The sequence below is a fragment of the Bradyrhizobium sp. Ken01 genome (assembly GCF_055807355.1).
Genome location: NZ_JBVVPC010000064.1, coordinates 1 through 14481 on the forward strand (window position 1 = coordinate 1; position 14481 = coordinate 14481).

15 protein-coding genes and 4 pseudogenes are annotated in these 14481 nt (G+C 60.9%); 9 read left to right on the top strand and 10 right to left on the bottom strand.

Annotated features, from left to right (window positions below):
- Window positions 1–159 (bottom strand): annotated as a pseudogene (locus AC0L3S_RS35665) (cytochrome P450); the annotation flags it as partial.
- A 292-nt stretch (window positions 160–451) separates the two neighbouring features.
- Between AC0L3S_RS35665 and AC0L3S_RS35670 the strand changes: the two are divergent.
- From AC0L3S_RS35670 to AC0L3S_RS35680, 3 genes are all read left to right on the top strand, one after another.
- Window positions 452–535: a hypothetical protein gene (locus AC0L3S_RS35670; RefSeq protein WP_473284514.1), complete on the top strand. Its 84-nt coding sequence runs from the start codon at window positions 452–454 to the stop codon at window positions 533–535.
- 245 nt (window positions 536–780) lie between these two features.
- Window positions 781–981, top strand: coding sequence for a hypothetical protein (locus AC0L3S_RS35675; RefSeq protein WP_204513598.1), 201 nt, complete (start codon window positions 781–783; stop codon window positions 979–981).
- A 15-nt stretch (window positions 982–996) separates the two neighbouring features.
- The gene (locus AC0L3S_RS35680; protein ID WP_259219187.1) at window positions 997–1401 is read left to right on the top strand and encodes a hypothetical protein; all 405 of its coding nucleotides are present in this window, start codon (window positions 997–999) and stop codon (window positions 1399–1401) included.
- A gap of 27 nt (window positions 1402–1428) precedes the next feature.
- Here the strand turns inward: AC0L3S_RS35680 and AC0L3S_RS35685 are convergent.
- The 5 genes and pseudogenes from AC0L3S_RS35685 to AC0L3S_RS35705 form a co-directional block, all read right to left on the bottom strand.
- Window positions 1429–1661, bottom strand: a pseudogene (locus AC0L3S_RS35685) (4Fe-4S ferredoxin); the annotation flags it as partial.
- Window positions 1662–2067 (bottom strand): annotated as a pseudogene (locus AC0L3S_RS35690) (TRAP transporter substrate-binding protein); the annotation flags it as partial.
- 185 nt (window positions 2068–2252) lie between these two features.
- Window positions 2253–3263 (bottom strand): transketolase family protein, encoded by a 1011-nt coding sequence (locus AC0L3S_RS35695; protein WP_259219366.1) that lies wholly within the window; start codon window positions 3261–3263, stop codon window positions 2253–2255.
- Window positions 3260–4111: a transketolase gene (locus AC0L3S_RS35700; protein WP_259219186.1), complete on the bottom strand. Its 852-nt coding sequence runs from the start codon at window positions 4109–4111 to the stop codon at window positions 3260–3262. Before AC0L3S_RS35700 ends, AC0L3S_RS35695 begins: the two co-directional genes overlap by 4 nt.
- 25 nt (window positions 4112–4136) lie before the next feature.
- A complete protein-coding gene (locus tag AC0L3S_RS35705) occupies window positions 4137–4886 on the bottom strand; it encodes an SDR family NAD(P)-dependent oxidoreductase (RefSeq protein ID WP_259219185.1) in 750 nt (249 codons plus the stop codon).
- A gap of 109 nt (window positions 4887–4995) precedes the next feature.
- On the opposite strand from AC0L3S_RS35705, the gene AC0L3S_RS35710 reads away from it, so the two are divergent.
- Together AC0L3S_RS35710 and pdxR are read left to right on the top strand one after the other, a co-directional pair.
- The gene (locus AC0L3S_RS35710) at window positions 4996–5892 is read left to right on the top strand and encodes a LysR substrate-binding domain-containing protein (RefSeq protein ID WP_259219184.1); all 897 of its coding nucleotides are present in this window, start codon (window positions 4996–4998) and stop codon (window positions 5890–5892) included.
- Between the two features lie 810 nt (window positions 5893–6702).
- A complete protein-coding gene (gene pdxR / locus AC0L3S_RS35715) occupies window positions 6703–8235 on the top strand; it encodes a MocR-like pyridoxine biosynthesis transcription factor PdxR (protein WP_204513593.1) in 1533 nt (510 codons plus the stop codon).
- A gap of 282 nt (window positions 8236–8517) precedes the next feature.
- On the opposite strand, the gene AC0L3S_RS35720 is transcribed toward pdxR, so the two are convergent.
- Together AC0L3S_RS35720 and AC0L3S_RS35725 are read right to left on the bottom strand one after the other, a co-directional pair.
- Window positions 8518–9162, bottom strand: a complete 645-nt coding sequence (locus AC0L3S_RS35720) for an FMN-binding negative transcriptional regulator (RefSeq protein WP_204513592.1) — start codon at window positions 9160–9162, stop codon at window positions 8518–8520.
- Between the two features lie 62 nt (window positions 9163–9224).
- On the bottom strand, window positions 9225–9443 hold the full coding sequence (locus AC0L3S_RS35725) for a rubredoxin (protein ID WP_085357752.1): 219 nt from the start codon (window positions 9441–9443) through the stop codon (window positions 9225–9227).
- A 515-nt stretch (window positions 9444–9958) separates the two neighbouring features.
- Here AC0L3S_RS35725 and AC0L3S_RS35730 point away from each other — a divergent pair.
- On the top strand, window positions 9959–10483 hold the full coding sequence (locus tag AC0L3S_RS35730) for a LysE family translocator (protein WP_259219183.1): 525 nt from the start codon (window positions 9959–9961) through the stop codon (window positions 10481–10483).
- A 628-nt stretch (window positions 10484–11111) separates the two neighbouring features.
- On the top strand, window positions 11112–12314 hold the full coding sequence (locus AC0L3S_RS35735; RefSeq protein ID WP_204513591.1) for a diaminopropionate ammonia-lyase: 1203 nt from the start codon (window positions 11112–11114) through the stop codon (window positions 12312–12314).
- Between the two features lie 525 nt (window positions 12315–12839).
- On the opposite strand, the gene AC0L3S_RS35740 is transcribed toward AC0L3S_RS35735, so the two are convergent.
- Complete coding sequence (locus tag AC0L3S_RS35740) at window positions 12840–13055, bottom strand: hypothetical protein (protein WP_259219182.1); 216 nt, start codon at window positions 13053–13055, stop codon at window positions 12840–12842.
- Between the two features lie 329 nt (window positions 13056–13384).
- Window positions 13385–13597: pseudogene (locus AC0L3S_RS35745) on the bottom strand (helix-turn-helix domain-containing protein); the annotation flags it as partial.
- Between the two features lie 102 nt (window positions 13598–13699).
- Here AC0L3S_RS35745 and tnpA point away from each other — a divergent pair.
- Window positions 13700–14122: an IS66-like element accessory protein TnpA gene (gene tnpA / locus AC0L3S_RS35750; RefSeq protein WP_259219181.1), complete on the top strand. Its 423-nt coding sequence runs from the start codon at window positions 13700–13702 to the stop codon at window positions 14120–14122.
- Between the two features lie 17 nt (window positions 14123–14139).
- On the top strand, window positions 14140–14469 hold the full coding sequence (gene tnpB / locus AC0L3S_RS35755; protein WP_456654254.1) for an IS66 family insertion sequence element accessory protein TnpB: 330 nt from the start codon (window positions 14140–14142) through the stop codon (window positions 14467–14469).
- Window positions 14470–14481: the final 12 nt, after the last annotated feature.

The window sequence follows — 14481 nt, forward strand, 5'->3', positions numbered from 1 at the left end:
CGCCGCCAAGGCGGCCAGCACGGCTTCGCCTTCGAGCCGCGCGACCATCTGCCCCACGCAGCCGTGGATCCCGGTGCTGAAGCCGATATGTCCCGAAACGCGCCGGGCGATGTCGAACTGGTCGGGCCGTTCCCACCGCGTTTCGTCGCGATTCGCCGAACGGGCCTGTACACTGCCTCGAGGTCCGCAATCAGTCGCTCGACTTCTGCAAGCCAATTTCGGCAAGGCCGGCGCGTAATACTACTGGATATCGAGGGCATTGATCACCCGAGGTCCGCGCGAACCGGATCCGGAAGTCGGTTGGTGCGGAGAACACGTTCTCAACCGATCTTTAGCGCTTTCGACGCAATGGCCACCGAGTTGGGCCCGCTGATCGAGAAGGTCTGGCGGCACTGGGAGGACAAGGACCGCGCGGGCCCGGACCGTCACGCTGAAGGCTCAAGTCAACGATTTGGACATCATCACGCGCAGCAGGTCCATGCCGATCGCGATTTCGAACCACAGCGAGCTCGAACACTTCTCGATCGCTGCTTGAAAGCGAGATGCCCGCTTCAAAGCCGGTTCGGCTTCTTGGGAGTATCGTTGTCCTCGCGCCATGGTGAGGGGCAGGCTGAGCCGCAACTCGGCCCGCCGATTTGAGAGGCGCAGTTTCGAGCAGGATTTCAGGAAGGGGCGCAGGCGCGGGTCTTGTGCAGCGCGGCAGAGCTCATTGGTTAACATTCGTGAATCCCCAAATCGAAAGACTTGCGGTAGGATCAGGTTTTTCCGAGCGTCGCACCCATGTTTGAACAAGCGACTACCGCTCTATTGCGAGCGGTGCTCGACGAGGTCTGCGAAAAGCTACCACGCGACGAATCCGGCGCTCGCACCCACGTGGCCTGCAAGATCCTGGAAGCCGCAAAGACCGGCGAAACGACCCCGGACGAGCTGCGGCAGATCGGCCGGATAGCGCTGACAGAAGCGCCGACGATGTGGCGTTGATCGGGCGGGTCCGGGGTGAATTTCCAGGTCACAGTCTTGAAAATCCTGGTGAGTTATCCGGAAGGATTCGCCGTGATGGCGGACCTCAAGCGCGACATGGCAATCCTCGCCACCAGCGGCCCGGAATGGGCCGAACGCACCAAGCGGCTGGCCGCGCGCGTGCCCGGGCTCGACATTTTTTCGGACGGTCTCGTTGAGCGTCAAAACGGCGGCTGGAGGATTACTGTGAAGGGACGAGCCGTGCTCGAATCCATGGAGGCGCGCCGGACCGAACACGAACCGGTCGAGAAGGTGCTAGTGGAAACGGCCGGGCCACCAGTGCCATCCTTGCCGCTCCCGGCAGAGCGAGCGAAGCGCCGATGCGCACGGCGCCAGCGCCGCCGCGAAGCCCGCGAACCCGCGCGAGCGCATGCATCTTAAGTGGACAGGGCGCGGCGGCAGCCCAACTCATTGACCAAAGAGTAGATAGCTCCGGTCGATGCCGCGGCGATCCCGCGTCTCGTCGGTCCAGCCGACAGCTCGGCGATAGCTGCCCATCGCGCCGTTCGCTTGAGTGCCCTGACGTCGACGGGCTTGTTCTCATCGGCGAAGGGGGAGACCCAGAGCGCATCCTCGGGACAATAAAGCTCGCAAAGGAAGCAGGTCTGACAGTCGTCCTGACGGGCAATGACCGGAATTCCATAGGTGCCCAGTTTGCCGTGCATCGCCTTCCATACGCTGTCGTAATCGGCGAATGCGAAGCCGGTGTTCACGATGCCCGCGCTCGGCACCAGGTGGCAAGGATCGATGACGATTGGTTGAAGAACTCACGCCGCCGCTGCGTACCTGGGGCAGGAGTTCGGTGTCGGAGCCGAGCTGATTGGCCGGAAACAGCCTGATCTCCAGCCGGCCGCTCGTCGCTTCGCGGATCGGTCGATCGCCTCTTGCGCCGATATTCACCGGATGGGTCGGATCCTGTCCGGTCGCGAACTTCTAGACGAACTCGGCGGCAGACGCCGGACGGGTCAGAATCCTGCAGAGAGGTACGGCCGTAGCCGCCCTCAACAGCGAACGGCGGCTGATGATTCCGGGCTTCGAGACAATCATGTTTTACTCCTGATCCTGCATTGACGTTGCTGCCGACTGCAAGCTGCGCTGGCGTGCAGCCTTCCGGGCTCTTCACCGGCTTTCGATCGCCGGCATTTGGGCAAGAGCCATCGCTCGCCGCCGCAATATACGGCGGGCGTAGCTCCTCAAGGGGCTTCCCTTGATTGGCGCTTAGCGCCGGTGCACTAAAGCCACTGCTTGATCTGCCTTGCGACCTCTGCGGTGGAAATCCCGTAGCGGTCGTGCAGTGTCGGAAGTGCGCCAGCGTCAAGGAATTCGTCCGGCAATGCGATCTGGCGGAAAGGCGGATGAACGCCTGAACGCATCAGAAGTGCGGCAACCGCCTCGCCGAGACCGCCAATCGTTGTATGGTTCTCGGCAACGACGACGAGGCGGCCCGACTTACCGGCTTCACGCAAGATCGTCTCGGCGTCGAGCGGCTTGATGGTCGGAACGTGCAGCACCGCGATATCAACGCTGTCGCCCCTCAAGGTTTGCGCGGCCTCGAGCGCACGCATCGTCATGATGCCGGAGGAAATGACCAGGGCGTCCTTCCCGTCACGGATCAGCTTGGCCTTGCCGAGCTCGAATTTGTAGTCGTACTCGTCCAGAACGATCGGCACCTGGCCGCGCAGCAGGCGGGTGTAGACTGGCCCCCCATGCGCCGCGATGGCAGGCACCAACTGCTCGATTTCGTGGGCATCGCAGGGATCGATGACCGTCATGTTCGGCATGGCACGAAACAGCGCGAGATCCTCTGCGGCCTGATGGCTCGGGCCGTAGCCCGAGGTCAGGCCGGGCAATGCACAAACGATCTTCACGTTTCGGTCTTCCTCCGCGATTGTCTGGTGTATGAAGTCGTATGCCCGCCGCGATGCGAACACGGCGTAAGTAGTGGCGAATGGCATGAAGCCTTCAGCGGCGAGGCCGGAAGCGGCGCCGAACAGAAGCTGCTCGGCCATGCCCATCTGGTAATAGCGGTCCGGAAATTCCTTCGCAAAGATGTGCAGGTCGGTGTACTTGCCGAGGTCGGCCGTCATGCCGACCACCTCAGGGCGGTGGCGTGCGAGCTCGACGAGCGCGTGTCCAAAGGGCGCAGGCTTCGTCTTCTGTCCCTCGGACGCGATCGACGCGATCATGGCGGAGGTGGTCAGGCGCGGCTTGCCAGGCTGAGGTGCTGATCTGACGGTTTTCATGCCTGCCTCCCGGCTTCGAGCGCGGCAAGCGCGAGCTGCCATTCGTGCTGCTCGACGCGGATGAAATGGCTCTTCTCGCGCTGTTCCAGGAAAGGAACGCCCTTCCCCATCAGAGTGTCGGCGACGATCATCCTCGGCTTGGGCTCGGGATGGGATTTGGCGGCGTCGAACGCTGCAACCACGGCATCGAGATCGTTGCCGTCGATCCGCTGCACGAACCAGCCGAAGGCCTGAAGCTTGTCGACCAGCGGCTCGAAGGCCATGACCTGCGTGGAAGGACCATCCGCCTGCTGATTGTTGACGTCGACGATGCCGATCAGATTGTCGAGCTTGTAGTGGCCTGCCGACTGGATCGCTTCCCAGACGGAGCCTTCGTCGAGTTCGCCATCGGAAAACAACGTGTATACCCGCGCCTCGGATCTCTTGCGCTTAAGTCCTAGGCCCATGCCAACGGCAATGCTCAGCCCGAGGCCAAGCGATCCGCCCGACATTTCCATTCCGGGCGTGTAGGAGGCCATGCCCGACATCGGCAGGCGGCTCTCGTCGCTGCCATAGGTTTCGAGTTCTTCCTCCGGGACAATTCCCGCTTCGATCAAAGCTGCGTAAAGTGCGATGGCATAATGTCCGTTGGAGAGCAGAAAGCGGTCCCGGCGGTCCCATGACGGATCTTCAGGCCGGTAACGCATGGCGTGGAAGTAGGCCACGGCGAGAACATCGGATATGTCCAGCGCCTGCGCGATATAACCCTGCCCCTGGACTTCGCCCATGCGCAGCGCATTGCGGCGGATATTGTAGGCGCGGTCCGCTAGCTTGGGCGCGCTGATAAGCGTATTGGTGGGCGTTTCCATCGATCTGGACCTTATCTCGCTGGGCTCAGTGGATAAGCATGCCGCCGTTGACGTCGATCACGGCACCCGTGACGTAGGCAGATAGATCGGAGGCTAGGAAGGTGTAGATACTGGCAACGTCTTCTGCCGTGCCGAGGCGATTGAGCGGAATGCCTTCCAGAATTTTCGCTCTCATTTCATCGTTCAGCTTGCCTGCCGTAATATCCGTGCCGATCAGGCCGGGCGTGACGCAGTTGACGCGAATCCCGTCAGGGCCGAACTCCCGCGCCATCGCCTTGGCGAGGCCAAGGACCCCCGCTTTCGCAGCCGAGTAGTGTGGGCCGCCGAAAATGCCACCACCGCGCTGGGCCGAGACGGACGACATGCACGCGATCGACCCGGACTTTCGTGCGCGCATATTCGGGATCACCGCCTGCGACAGAAACAGGATACCCTTGAGGTTGACGTCCTGAATTCGATCCCAATCGGCCGGCGAAATGTCCAGGAACTTGACCGGCTGTGTGATCCCGGCATTGTTGATCAGGATATCGATGCCTGTGAAGGTTTCGATCACGCGGGTGACTGCCTGTTCGCAGAGCGATTTGTCGGCGACGTTGCACGCCAGTCCAATGTGGGACTTTCCAAGCGATGCCGCAGCGTCCGCCGCGGCGCCCGCGTCGATATCCAGAATGGCCACCCGAGCGCCCTCGGCGGCGAACCGCCGCGCGGTTGCAAGCCCGATGCCCCGCGGCGAGGCCGCGCCCGAAATGATTGCCGTCTTACCGCTGAGCAGCATCAATTCCTCCCGCAAATTATTCTTCCTTGCTGGATTAGGAATGACTCGCGGAGGCCTGCCGTACCAACGCACAGTTGTCACGGATCGATGAATCTGGTTCACTTATCGGATGCTCTCGAAGATCCCGATATCCTCAATTCGTGCCTTTGAGGCCGCAGCCCGGACCGGATCGTTTCGCGATGCGGCGAATGAGCTTCACCTGACGCCGAGCGCCGTCAGTCACGCGATCCGCAAGCTGGAGGCCACGCTACGGACCGTTCTGTTCGAGCGCAGTGCGCGCTCTGTGCGGCTCACGCCAGCCGGCGAAAATCTGATGCGTCACACCGGGACGGCGTTCGATCAGCTCCGCCGCGGCGTTGAGGAAGTCGCCGCGCGCGGACCGCAACTGGTGCGCGTCCACTCCGCCCCAAGCTTTGCTGCGCAATGGCTGGCGCCACGGCTTGCGCAGTTTCTCGCTGCTTACCCGAAGCTCGAGGTTCGATTGGCCGCAAGCACGGATTATGCGCGCTTCAGCAACGATGATTTCGATATCGATATCGTCTACGGTCCGCCGCGCGCAGAAGGCGTCGAGATTGTTCCTCTACCGGAAGAGACGGTTACCCCGCTCTGCTCTCCCTCGCTCGCAAAATCGATAGGGAAGGCCGCTGATCTGCTCGATCAGACGCTCATCCGCTCAGACGTGAAGCAGGTGCAGTGGCATCAATGGTTCGCCGCGAACGGATTAGAAGCCCCCGCCCTCCACGGCATGAGGTTCGATCGGAGCTTTCTTGCAATTGCGACCGCTGCGGAGGGATTGGGAGTGGCGTTGGAATCAACCCTCCTGGCCGAGCGTGAACTGGCCAATGGGCGATTGGTTGCCCCATTGGCGGGACGCGCGAACGATATCAGTTACGTCGGTCACCGTCTCATCTATCCGCGCGCCAGCCGACAAAGATCGGCCGTACGCGCGTTTGCAGACTGGCTGCTCGCGCAACTCGACGGCGAACACGCCCGCTCCTCGCGATGAACTGCAGGTCTGGCTGGAGCTTGGTTCAGGGCAAACCTCTGCTTGGCGCCGAACAGCAACCTTCGCCGCCGGGGCGTCCCGCGCCTGCGGAGAACCTCAAATCATGCATTCTTCATTGGTCTGGCAGCGAGCTATCGTTGATGCTCGCCGATCCATCTCTACAAGGCGATCATCGATGTAGCGCCTGAGCGCCGCAGCCGCGTTCAACATATAGACAGCATTGAGATCACTTCCCACACGTCACGGCTCGCGCGCGCCTGCAAACCGTTCCAAGAGGCGCTCGACGCCAGCAGGCGCGAGCCGATCGCAAGCCAGCGGATTCTGCTCGCAGGAGGCGACGGCGAGCGCATCTTCTGCCCAAGCCATGCAACAGTGAAGCTCGCTTGCCAGGTCGCGCGCCTCATCGACTGGTCGGCGACCCTGGAGGCCCTGGCAGAGCTGGCGGTCAGCAGGGGTGCTGGACCTCAATCCGGGACATGCGCTCGCCGAATTGATGCAGGCCTTCCTTCCGGACGTCCGCTGCTACGCGGCCGATGGATTTCACACTTTCGATGGGCTTCGAAACTGGATAGCCTCTCAACAACGAAGATGCTCAGCCCCTTGATTCAACGAGGCGATCTTCCACGGCCCTCGGGCCGGCCTACCTACGTCATGGGGAGATGGTAGCTGACCCGCAAGGCCATCACTGGTCGGGGGTTGGGATGTCAAAGCCGAGCGGTAGAGCGGTATGTGACGATTTCTTTCAATGACTCACAGAGTTGGTCTATTCTGGACTTCAAAGTACGAGCGGATAGGTAGACCAGAACGGCAATGGCAAGGCGCCGAAACATCATCGCAATTCCCTCGCTGGGTTCTCTCGACAAGACCGCAGGCCGGGTCGGACAACAACTCACGCAGGCACTTCGCGAGGCGATATCAAACGGGATCTTGAAGCCGGGCGAACGGCTACCGTCCACCCGCACCCTCGCTGCATCGCTCCAACTCGCGAGGGGTACGGTCATCGAGGCGTTTGGTCAGCTACATGCGGAAGGCTACCTCGAAGCGCGCGCCAGAGGCGGCACGATCGTGGCGAACGTCAATGGCGACAGCGAACTCGTGAGCCCACCGCAGGCATTCATCGAGCCGCCGCGGATCGGCCTTGTGTTGCGGGAGAACGTCGCCCGTCTTGCAGAGGTCGTGCAAACTCTTCGGCCCCAAGGGACGATGCCATTTGCAATCGCTCATCCGGCAGGCGCGGTCGCCCCGGATGACAAGTGGCGCCGTCTCGGTAATCGCGTCCGAGCGCTGCGCGTGGCTGCCCCGTCGGGATACATCGACCCGAAAGGATTGCCTGATTTGCGGCTCGCGATTACTGACTACGTTCGTAAAGCCCGTGGAGTGAAATGCGAGGCCGGCCAGGTCGTGATCACGGCGGGTACGCAGCAGGGTCTTTTTCTGGCTGCAACCGTTCTTCTTGCGGACGGAGACGCAGTATGGGCGGAAGACCCCGCCTATCCCGGTATTGTCGCGGTTCTCGGAAACTTCAACGTCCAGACCTCTCGGATTCCCGTCGACGCGCAGGGCATCGACGTCCACGAAGGCCTCGTCCGATGCTCGAAGGCTCGGGTCGCGTTCGTTACACCATCGCATCAATATCCGCTCGGCATGCCGATGAGCATGGCGAGACGCACGGCTCTGCTGTCCTGGGCCCGTCAAAACAATGCCTGGATTGTCGAGGACGATTACGACAGCGAACTTCGCTACGCGGGACATCCATTTCCGTCCCTGCAGGGATTCGATCCTACACGTGTCGTCTATCTCGGGACGATGAGCAAAGTGCTCTTTTCCTCCATGCGGATCGGATACGCCATCGTTCCCCTTCCGCTGGTGGAGGCATTCGCAGGCGCCCGTGCTCTTATTGACCGCCATTCTCCGACAGCTGATCAATATGTGCTCGCGCAATATATGCGCGAGGGCTATTTCGAAGCTCACATACGGCGCATCCGGGGCGCGTACGCAGAACGGCGCGCGGCCCTGATCTCCGCCATTAAGACAGAGCTGCCGTCCTGGACAGCGCTCCAACCAAGCGACCAAGGTATGCACCTGGTGCTTTGGCTTCCTGCCGGCCTCGACGACGTCAAGCTAGCCGAGCAAGCACAGAAGGCCGGGCTGGTTGTGCGACCGATCTCGCCCATGTACCAAGATGCGCCTGCTCGGTTCGGTCTAATGCTCGGCTTCGGCGGCTTTTCCGTCGCGGAATTGCAGGGGGCCGCAGTCCGCCTGAAAGGTGTCCTTGAGGCATCGGTCCGCGCGAACAGAAAGGCCAAACTGTCCAAGCGCCCACGGATGGAAACTGCCAGATAATATCTGGATGGCCGCGCTCAGGTCTCTTTCGCAGCAATCGGCGCTCGCCGCGAACTTGAACATTGGGTTGGGGTGCTCCGCAGCGCGCCGGGAAGAACGCGCACTGATCTCCAGTTTTTGACTCCAACCAGAGCTTTCGCCAGCGGCAGACGATCGTAGGGCGAATGAGATTATCCATGCTTGCGCAGGGCCGCCGATGGGCTTGGCCCCGCCATACCCGAGGATCACAAGTAGGGCGTTGCGCCACGATTTCTCCGAGCATGTCGCTCCGTCGGATATGAGTCAGGCCTGCTCCGCTTTGGCCACAGCGGCGGCCAGCATTGCATCGCCGATCACATCCTTGCCCTGGGCCTTGAGCGCGTTCCCTGCACCGAGAATGTCCCGGACCTCTTTATTCTGACTAAGCTTCGACTTGCCAACGAGTCGTGTGATCTCGATCTCGATTCCGACGATCATCTTGAGCATCGTATCGATGTAGTCCTTGGGACTGTCAGTCATCTTCCAAGGATCGGCCTGCTTCGCCTCATGGATGCGCGTCAGCCGCGCGACCATGCCACGAACGTAACGCTCATCGTCGCGGATCGTCACGCGTCCGTACACATGAGCCACCATATAGTTCCAGGACGGGACCTGCTTCTTGAACTCGACCTTGCTGGGATACCAGTTCGGCGCGATGTAGGCATCCCCGGCGCGGAATACGATCAGCACCTCGTTCCCCGTAGCGATATCCTGCCAAATGGGATTTGCGCGAGCCACATGTGAATGAAGCACGCCCTGTTGCCCTTCCTTCGCGTGCAACTCGAAAGGTAGGTGATTTGCGTCGAGCCCGCTCTTCCCGTTGGTAAAGAGGATGCCGAGAGGATTTTTGTTGATGAGATCGTGAAGCGCCTCGGGGCGCGACTCGGCGAAATGTGGGGGGACGTACATGCTAGCTCCCTGGCAATTGATGAATGCCGCGCACGCTGCTCGCAGCATCAACGGGATTTCGTTCAGACCTCGGTCATCTGGAATTCACTCTTGTCTGCACCGCAATCGGGGCAGATCCACTCGTCGGGGACGTCTTCCCAGCGAGTGCCCGGCGGAATGCCCTCGTCCGGCCATCCCTCCCGCTCGCTGTAAACAACCCCGCAGAGCGCGCACATCCAGGTCTTGTAAACCGGTGCGCCGATCGCTGTTTCAGAGTGCAGGTGAGCGCTTTCATTGCTCATCTCGGGTCGCCTATGCTGTGGAGCATTCATGAGACCGATGTAGGCCAGAACTGGTTCATTCCATAGAGCCAGTCTGCGGCATTCTTGCTGTACCAGATTGACGTCCTCTGGTTTTGGTCAAGGCCGTCAACCCGGCAGTAGGAAGATCTCTCAGAGAAGAAGTGCATTCCTTCTTCGAGCAGCCGAAACTGGTCATCCGACTGTTGGACAGCCATGACCGCGAAGCCTTGGGTCCCTCAGCCACGCGCCGCCGCTTTCATCGGCAAAGGCCTGCGAGGCGTCGGCTGTGCATTCCATCACTTCCGATAAGAGCGCAAATGAGCCAGAACCGTCCAGCGGCCGGCGGCGTTACAAATGGCTTTGCAGCGAGCCACACGGCCGCTGCAGTCCTGAGCTTTGTGCAATTGCACTCAGGCGTGAAACGGGTCTAGCCATCATGCACGAAGATTGGCGCCGCGAACGTCAGTTGAAACGATTAACGGGCTGAGCAATGTTCGACTCGCATACGTTCTTTTTTGTTCCTCGCCGTGGCATTGTTTGTGGTGGTCACGCCGGGCCCGGGTCTCTTCTATATTGTGGCCCGGACGCTTGCTGGCGGCAGAAATGAAGCGCTCGCATCGAGCGTTGGCCTGGGTACCGGAGGGCTTGTCCACGTTTTCGGCAGCACCGTCGGTCTGTCTGCCCGTGTTGTCGCAAGCGCACAAGCGTTCACCTTGCTAAAGATCGCCGGAGGCCTATATCTCATCTGGCTCGGGATCAAGGCGTGGCGCGAGGCAAGCGTCGATCCGATAGAATTGCAGACGACAGATGCGTATTCTGCTTTTCGCCAGGGCATCGTCGTAGAGGCGCTGAACCCGAAGACAGCCGCATGCTTTCTCGTGTTCATCCCGCAACTCGTCGACCCATCTGGGAGTGTCAGCATGCAGTTCATCGTCCTGGCTCATTTCGGTCGGACTCAACACGAGCGTAGACCTGATTGTGACCTATTGGGCTCCAAAGACGAGGGATGGCTTTGCAAAACGGCCCTCATTCTTCGTTAAGGCGCGATAGGCATCAGGCGCCATCATCTGCGGGCTGGGGCCGACGCTACTCTTCGCAGGCCGCACGAGTTCACCGCTGCCGAACTTCCGCGTCCGAATAGCGCGCAGAGTCTCCATTCGGCTACGAAGGACGCCTTGCCACCGGAGGTCCTTGCTTCACCGTGCAACGCGATCACGACCAGCGTCGATGCTGGTTCGACTTCGGCCGCGGTTTGGCCGTCCGGGCCGGCAGAACATGAAGGGACGCATCAACCGGCCGGGAGCAGGGCCCGCCACCGCAATCCAACGCGCTTGCCTCTGCAGCCTCTTTTGCTCTCGTGCTGGTGGATCTGGATACGTGATGAGAAACCGAGTTCGTGTCCACGGCCTAGAAATCGTCATCCTTCCTCGTGCTCGAAACGAGGAGTGCAGCGCGGAACGGGTGAGCGATGTCCGCAACGCCCTCCCGCCGGATCTTCAAACATCAGGCATCATTCGCCCGATCCTGAGCACCGTCAGGGTCGTCATCGAGAGCGGCCTCCCATTTGTTGCGGATTAGCGAGAAGGCGTGACATCGCTGGGATTCCCGCTAGTGTTTCGACAAGCGCATCGCCGCGATGCTTAGATCTGCGCCCCGGGAACTCGAACCATGTTGCTTCTTAACCATCGCACTGACCACCGGGCGCCTTTGGATGGTGCGGATGCCAACATGCTGAGTTGCGAAGCTGCGTGCGAGGTGGAGCGGTTTCTTAGATATCGCAATGGCCACAAGGAAACACCGCTGATTTCATTGCCGGGCCTCGCCAACGAGATTGGCGTGGGCTCGATCCAAGTCAAGGACGAGGGTCACCGGCTCGGCCTTGGCAGTTTCAAGGCTTTGGGCGGCTCCTATGCCGTGATCCGGCTCGTCTTAGAAGCAGCAACTCCGCGCCTCGGCAGGGCTGTCGACATCTCGGAGCTTCACGCACCTGAGGTGAAGGCCGTAGCACGGGGGATGACGGTATCCTGCGCCACGGACGGCAATCATGGCAGGTCCGTAGCGCAGGGCGCTCAGCTAGTGGGGGCGAACTGCGCTATATTCATTCACTCGGGCGTCAGCGATCAGCGTAGCGCAGCAATCGTCCGACATGGCGCGCAGATGATCCGCGTCAGCGGCAACTACGATGACTCCGTTGCCGAAGCATCCCGAGTTGCCGCAGAGAACGGCTGGATCACGGTGTCTGACACGTCCTGGCCGGGCTACGAGCGTATTCCTGGTCTGGTAATGCAGGGATATACCGCGCTCCTGACTGAAGCACTACGACAGTTGCCCGAACCTCCGACCCACGTCTTCGTCCAGGCAGGAGTCGGTGGACTTGCCGCAGCGGTCGCCGGACATTTTTCGGTGTTGTTAGGTGATAATCGCCCGTTCTTCACGGTTGTCGATCCATCGCGCGCAGCGTGCCTGTTTGAAAGCGCTCGAACCGGGCATCGTGTCAAGGTAGCTCATGGGCAGCCGACAGTGATGGCGATGCTCGAGTGCTACGAACCTTCGCTCGTCGCTTGGCGCATCCTTTCGCGCGCAGCCGACGCTTTTATGATTGTCGATGACGAGGACGCCGTCGCGGTTATGAACCGTTTGGCCAATCCCCGGGACGGTGATCCGGCTATCGTTGCAGGCGAAAGTGGCGGGGTTGGTCTGGCAGGGTTGCTGAAAGTTGCTGCCGATTCGACCTTGCGCGGCCTGATTGGTCTTGAACCTGACGCACGGGTCTTCCTCATCAATACCGAGGGTGCGACGGATCCTGGCGTTTACGAACAGCTCGTGGGTCAGTCTCTATCGCAAGTGGTCAGGAGAAGCTTGGAGGCCTAGACGCTCATGATCCGCGGCCCGTTCGGTGAACTCGTGACGGGGACGAAAGCCCAACAGAAGGCCAAGAACGAAGGCATCCAGCGATTGATCCTACGATTGAAATCCGCCGCAGATTTCTGCTTCCAACGAGGCCCGTACGCACGTTTTCGGCACAAAAGGCATGGCTTTGCCGTCTTGCCGCAAGAACAAGCGCTATGACTTTGGCGCTTTGCAGTCCAACCGCGTCCGTTCGCCTCATCGAATGATACAACAGCTTCATTTTCTTTGATTCGGCACACCGGCTATGAGCCGTTTCATAATTGCGATACAGCTCTCCGAGTAATCTGTCGATATGCGTGGACTCCTGATCGTTCTCACGGCTTTCGCGATCATGCTGGCGGCACGCGGCCACCGCCAAAGCGCGTTCATGCCGCGCCCGACCGCGCCCATGCCACCCGTCAACGTGCCCTAACGCCACGAGGTCTGTCGGGTAAGCGGTTGCCTGCGAGCGAACGCAGGGCAGATCGGGCCGGCAACAAGGGACTGCTAGGCTGATTTCGGCGCATTCTTCAGATAGACGACAGCGCGACGTCCCGCAGAGGTCAGCTGCCCCAGAGTCGTTTTTCCCGCCCGCACCGCTTGAATCAGTTGCTCAGCGACATACCGACGGCTCTCGTGGTCACCGCCATTCGGCAGTCCCGCACAGACCTGATCCAAGACCAGGCCCATATTCGCTTGAACCTCTCCCGTAAATTCGCTCACGCTCCATCTCTCCTTTCGACGGATAATGCGATAAGGCTAGTGCCCTCTTTGCACTCGGTATAGCGCACATTTGTCGAGCGGCTAAAAGCCTCTCGCGTGCAGAAGTGAATTCATGGTTTGTTTGACGCGGCTTGGTATCTTCGCAATTCGCGCGGCGCTTGCGTTCGAAACGATCCCGCCGCGTTCGAATCGTCTCCTTGCGAAGAGGACGGAAACGTCCCGTTCGGCTCGGATTTCCGGGCTCTCGCCAACCGCATTTCCCTGAGCGCCGGCCCAGCCTCACGCGGGCGCTATGGTCCTCACGTGGGCGGCCACGGCCCTCTGGTTCGGCGCGGGCGCCCGTTGCGCCGCAGTTCACGCGAGACTGTCGAATCAGCCCGCCCCAGGCGACGTCCAATCTGTTGGATCGATTGGCCCTGCACCTTGAGAGGCGCGATCCCTTCGCGCTCTACCAATGAGAGCTATTGCCCCGTGACCGCCTTTGCCGAAGATCTGAACATCGCTGGTGGCATGTCGCCCGCCTTTCGGAATAATCTGCTTCCGCGGCAGGTCGAGGGTAAGCGGGGCTGCGAGGCCGATCAGATTGTTTGTGCGAAGACCTGTGAGCGCCGCTAGAAGAGTCATCTTCTGCAAGGGTGCTCACAATGGACGACCATTCGGACGACATAAGACGACCGTTGTCACCGCGCATAGAAGTGTACGCCGGCGGCGGCCGGAAACAGTGGCCAGATGATTTGAAGGCGCAGATTGTCGCGGACAGTCTCGAGCCGGGCGCGATCGTAACAGATGTCGCACGTCGCCATGGCTGCCGGCCCCAGCAGGTGCATGACTGGCGGCGCCGGGCGCGTTCAGGTCAACTGGTGCTGCCAGCTGCGGCGGGTGCACTGTCGTTTGTGCCGTTGGTGTCGGAATCGTCGCCATCGGCGGCTGCAGCTCCCTCCGGGTCGCCGGAAGCAGCCGTTGTGACGGTTGAGCTCCATGGGGCACGAGTTGAGGTGCGAGGGACGCCTGGCCTTGCTGTGTTGAGTGATGTGTTTGTTGCGTTGCGCCGGACACGTTCATGCTGACGGCTCCCGCTGGCCTCATGATTTACGTTGCGACCCGACCTGTAGACTTCAGGAAGAGCGCGGATGGCCTGGCGCTGTTGGCGAAGGAGACGCTGGGCCACGATCCGATGGAGGGCGTGGCGGTGGTCTTCCGTGCGAAGCGCGCTGATCGGGTGAAGATCGTTGTCTGGGATGGTAGTGGCCTCGTGATGTATTGGAAGCGGCTTGAGGGCAGCGCCTTCAAGTGGCCGCCGGTCGTTGACGGCGTCATGCGAATGAACGCCGCGCAGTTGTCCGCGCTTTTGGCCGGCATGGATTGGACACGCATGCATGCGCCTCGAATCCCGCATCCGAAAGCGCTTGCGTAGGACACAAATCTT

Bases quoted from the DNA above. Each gene is read 5' to 3' on its own strand.
- AC0L3S_RS35705 (WP_259219185.1), bottom strand. From the start codon at position 4,886: ATGCTGCTCAGCGGTAAGACGGCAATCATTTCGGGCGCGGCCTCGCCG.
- pdxR (WP_204513593.1), top strand. From the start codon at position 6,703: ATGGCAAGGCGCCGAAACATCATCGCAATTCCCTCGCTGGGTTCTCTC.
- AC0L3S_RS35735 (WP_204513591.1), top strand. From the start codon at position 11,112: ATGTTGCTTCTTAACCATCGCACTGACCACCGGGCGCCTTTGGATGGT.
- AC0L3S_RS35710 (WP_259219184.1), top strand. From the start codon at position 4,996: ATGCTCTCGAAGATCCCGATATCCTCAATTCGTGCCTTTGAGGCCGCA.
- AC0L3S_RS35725 (WP_085357752.1), bottom strand. From the start codon at position 9,443: ATGAGCAATGAAAGCGCTCACCTGCACTCTGAAACAGCGATCGGCGCA.
- AC0L3S_RS35675 (WP_204513598.1), top strand. From the start codon at position 781: ATGTTTGAACAAGCGACTACCGCTCTATTGCGAGCGGTGCTCGACGAG.
- AC0L3S_RS35720 (WP_204513592.1), bottom strand. From the start codon at position 9,162: ATGTACGTCCCCCCACATTTCGCCGAGTCGCGCCCCGAGGCGCTTCAC.
- tnpA (WP_259219181.1), top strand. From the start codon at position 13,700: ATGGACGACCATTCGGACGACATAAGACGACCGTTGTCACCGCGCATA.
- AC0L3S_RS35700 (WP_259219186.1), bottom strand. From the start codon at position 4,111: ATGGAAACGCCCACCAATACGCTTATCAGCGCGCCCAAGCTAGCGGAC.
- AC0L3S_RS35695 (WP_259219366.1), bottom strand. From the start codon at position 3,263: ATGAAAACCGTCAGATCAGCACCTCAGCCTGGCAAGCCGCGCCTGACC.
- tnpB (WP_456654254.1), top strand. From the start codon at position 14,140: ATGATTTACGTTGCGACCCGACCTGTAGACTTCAGGAAGAGCGCGGAT.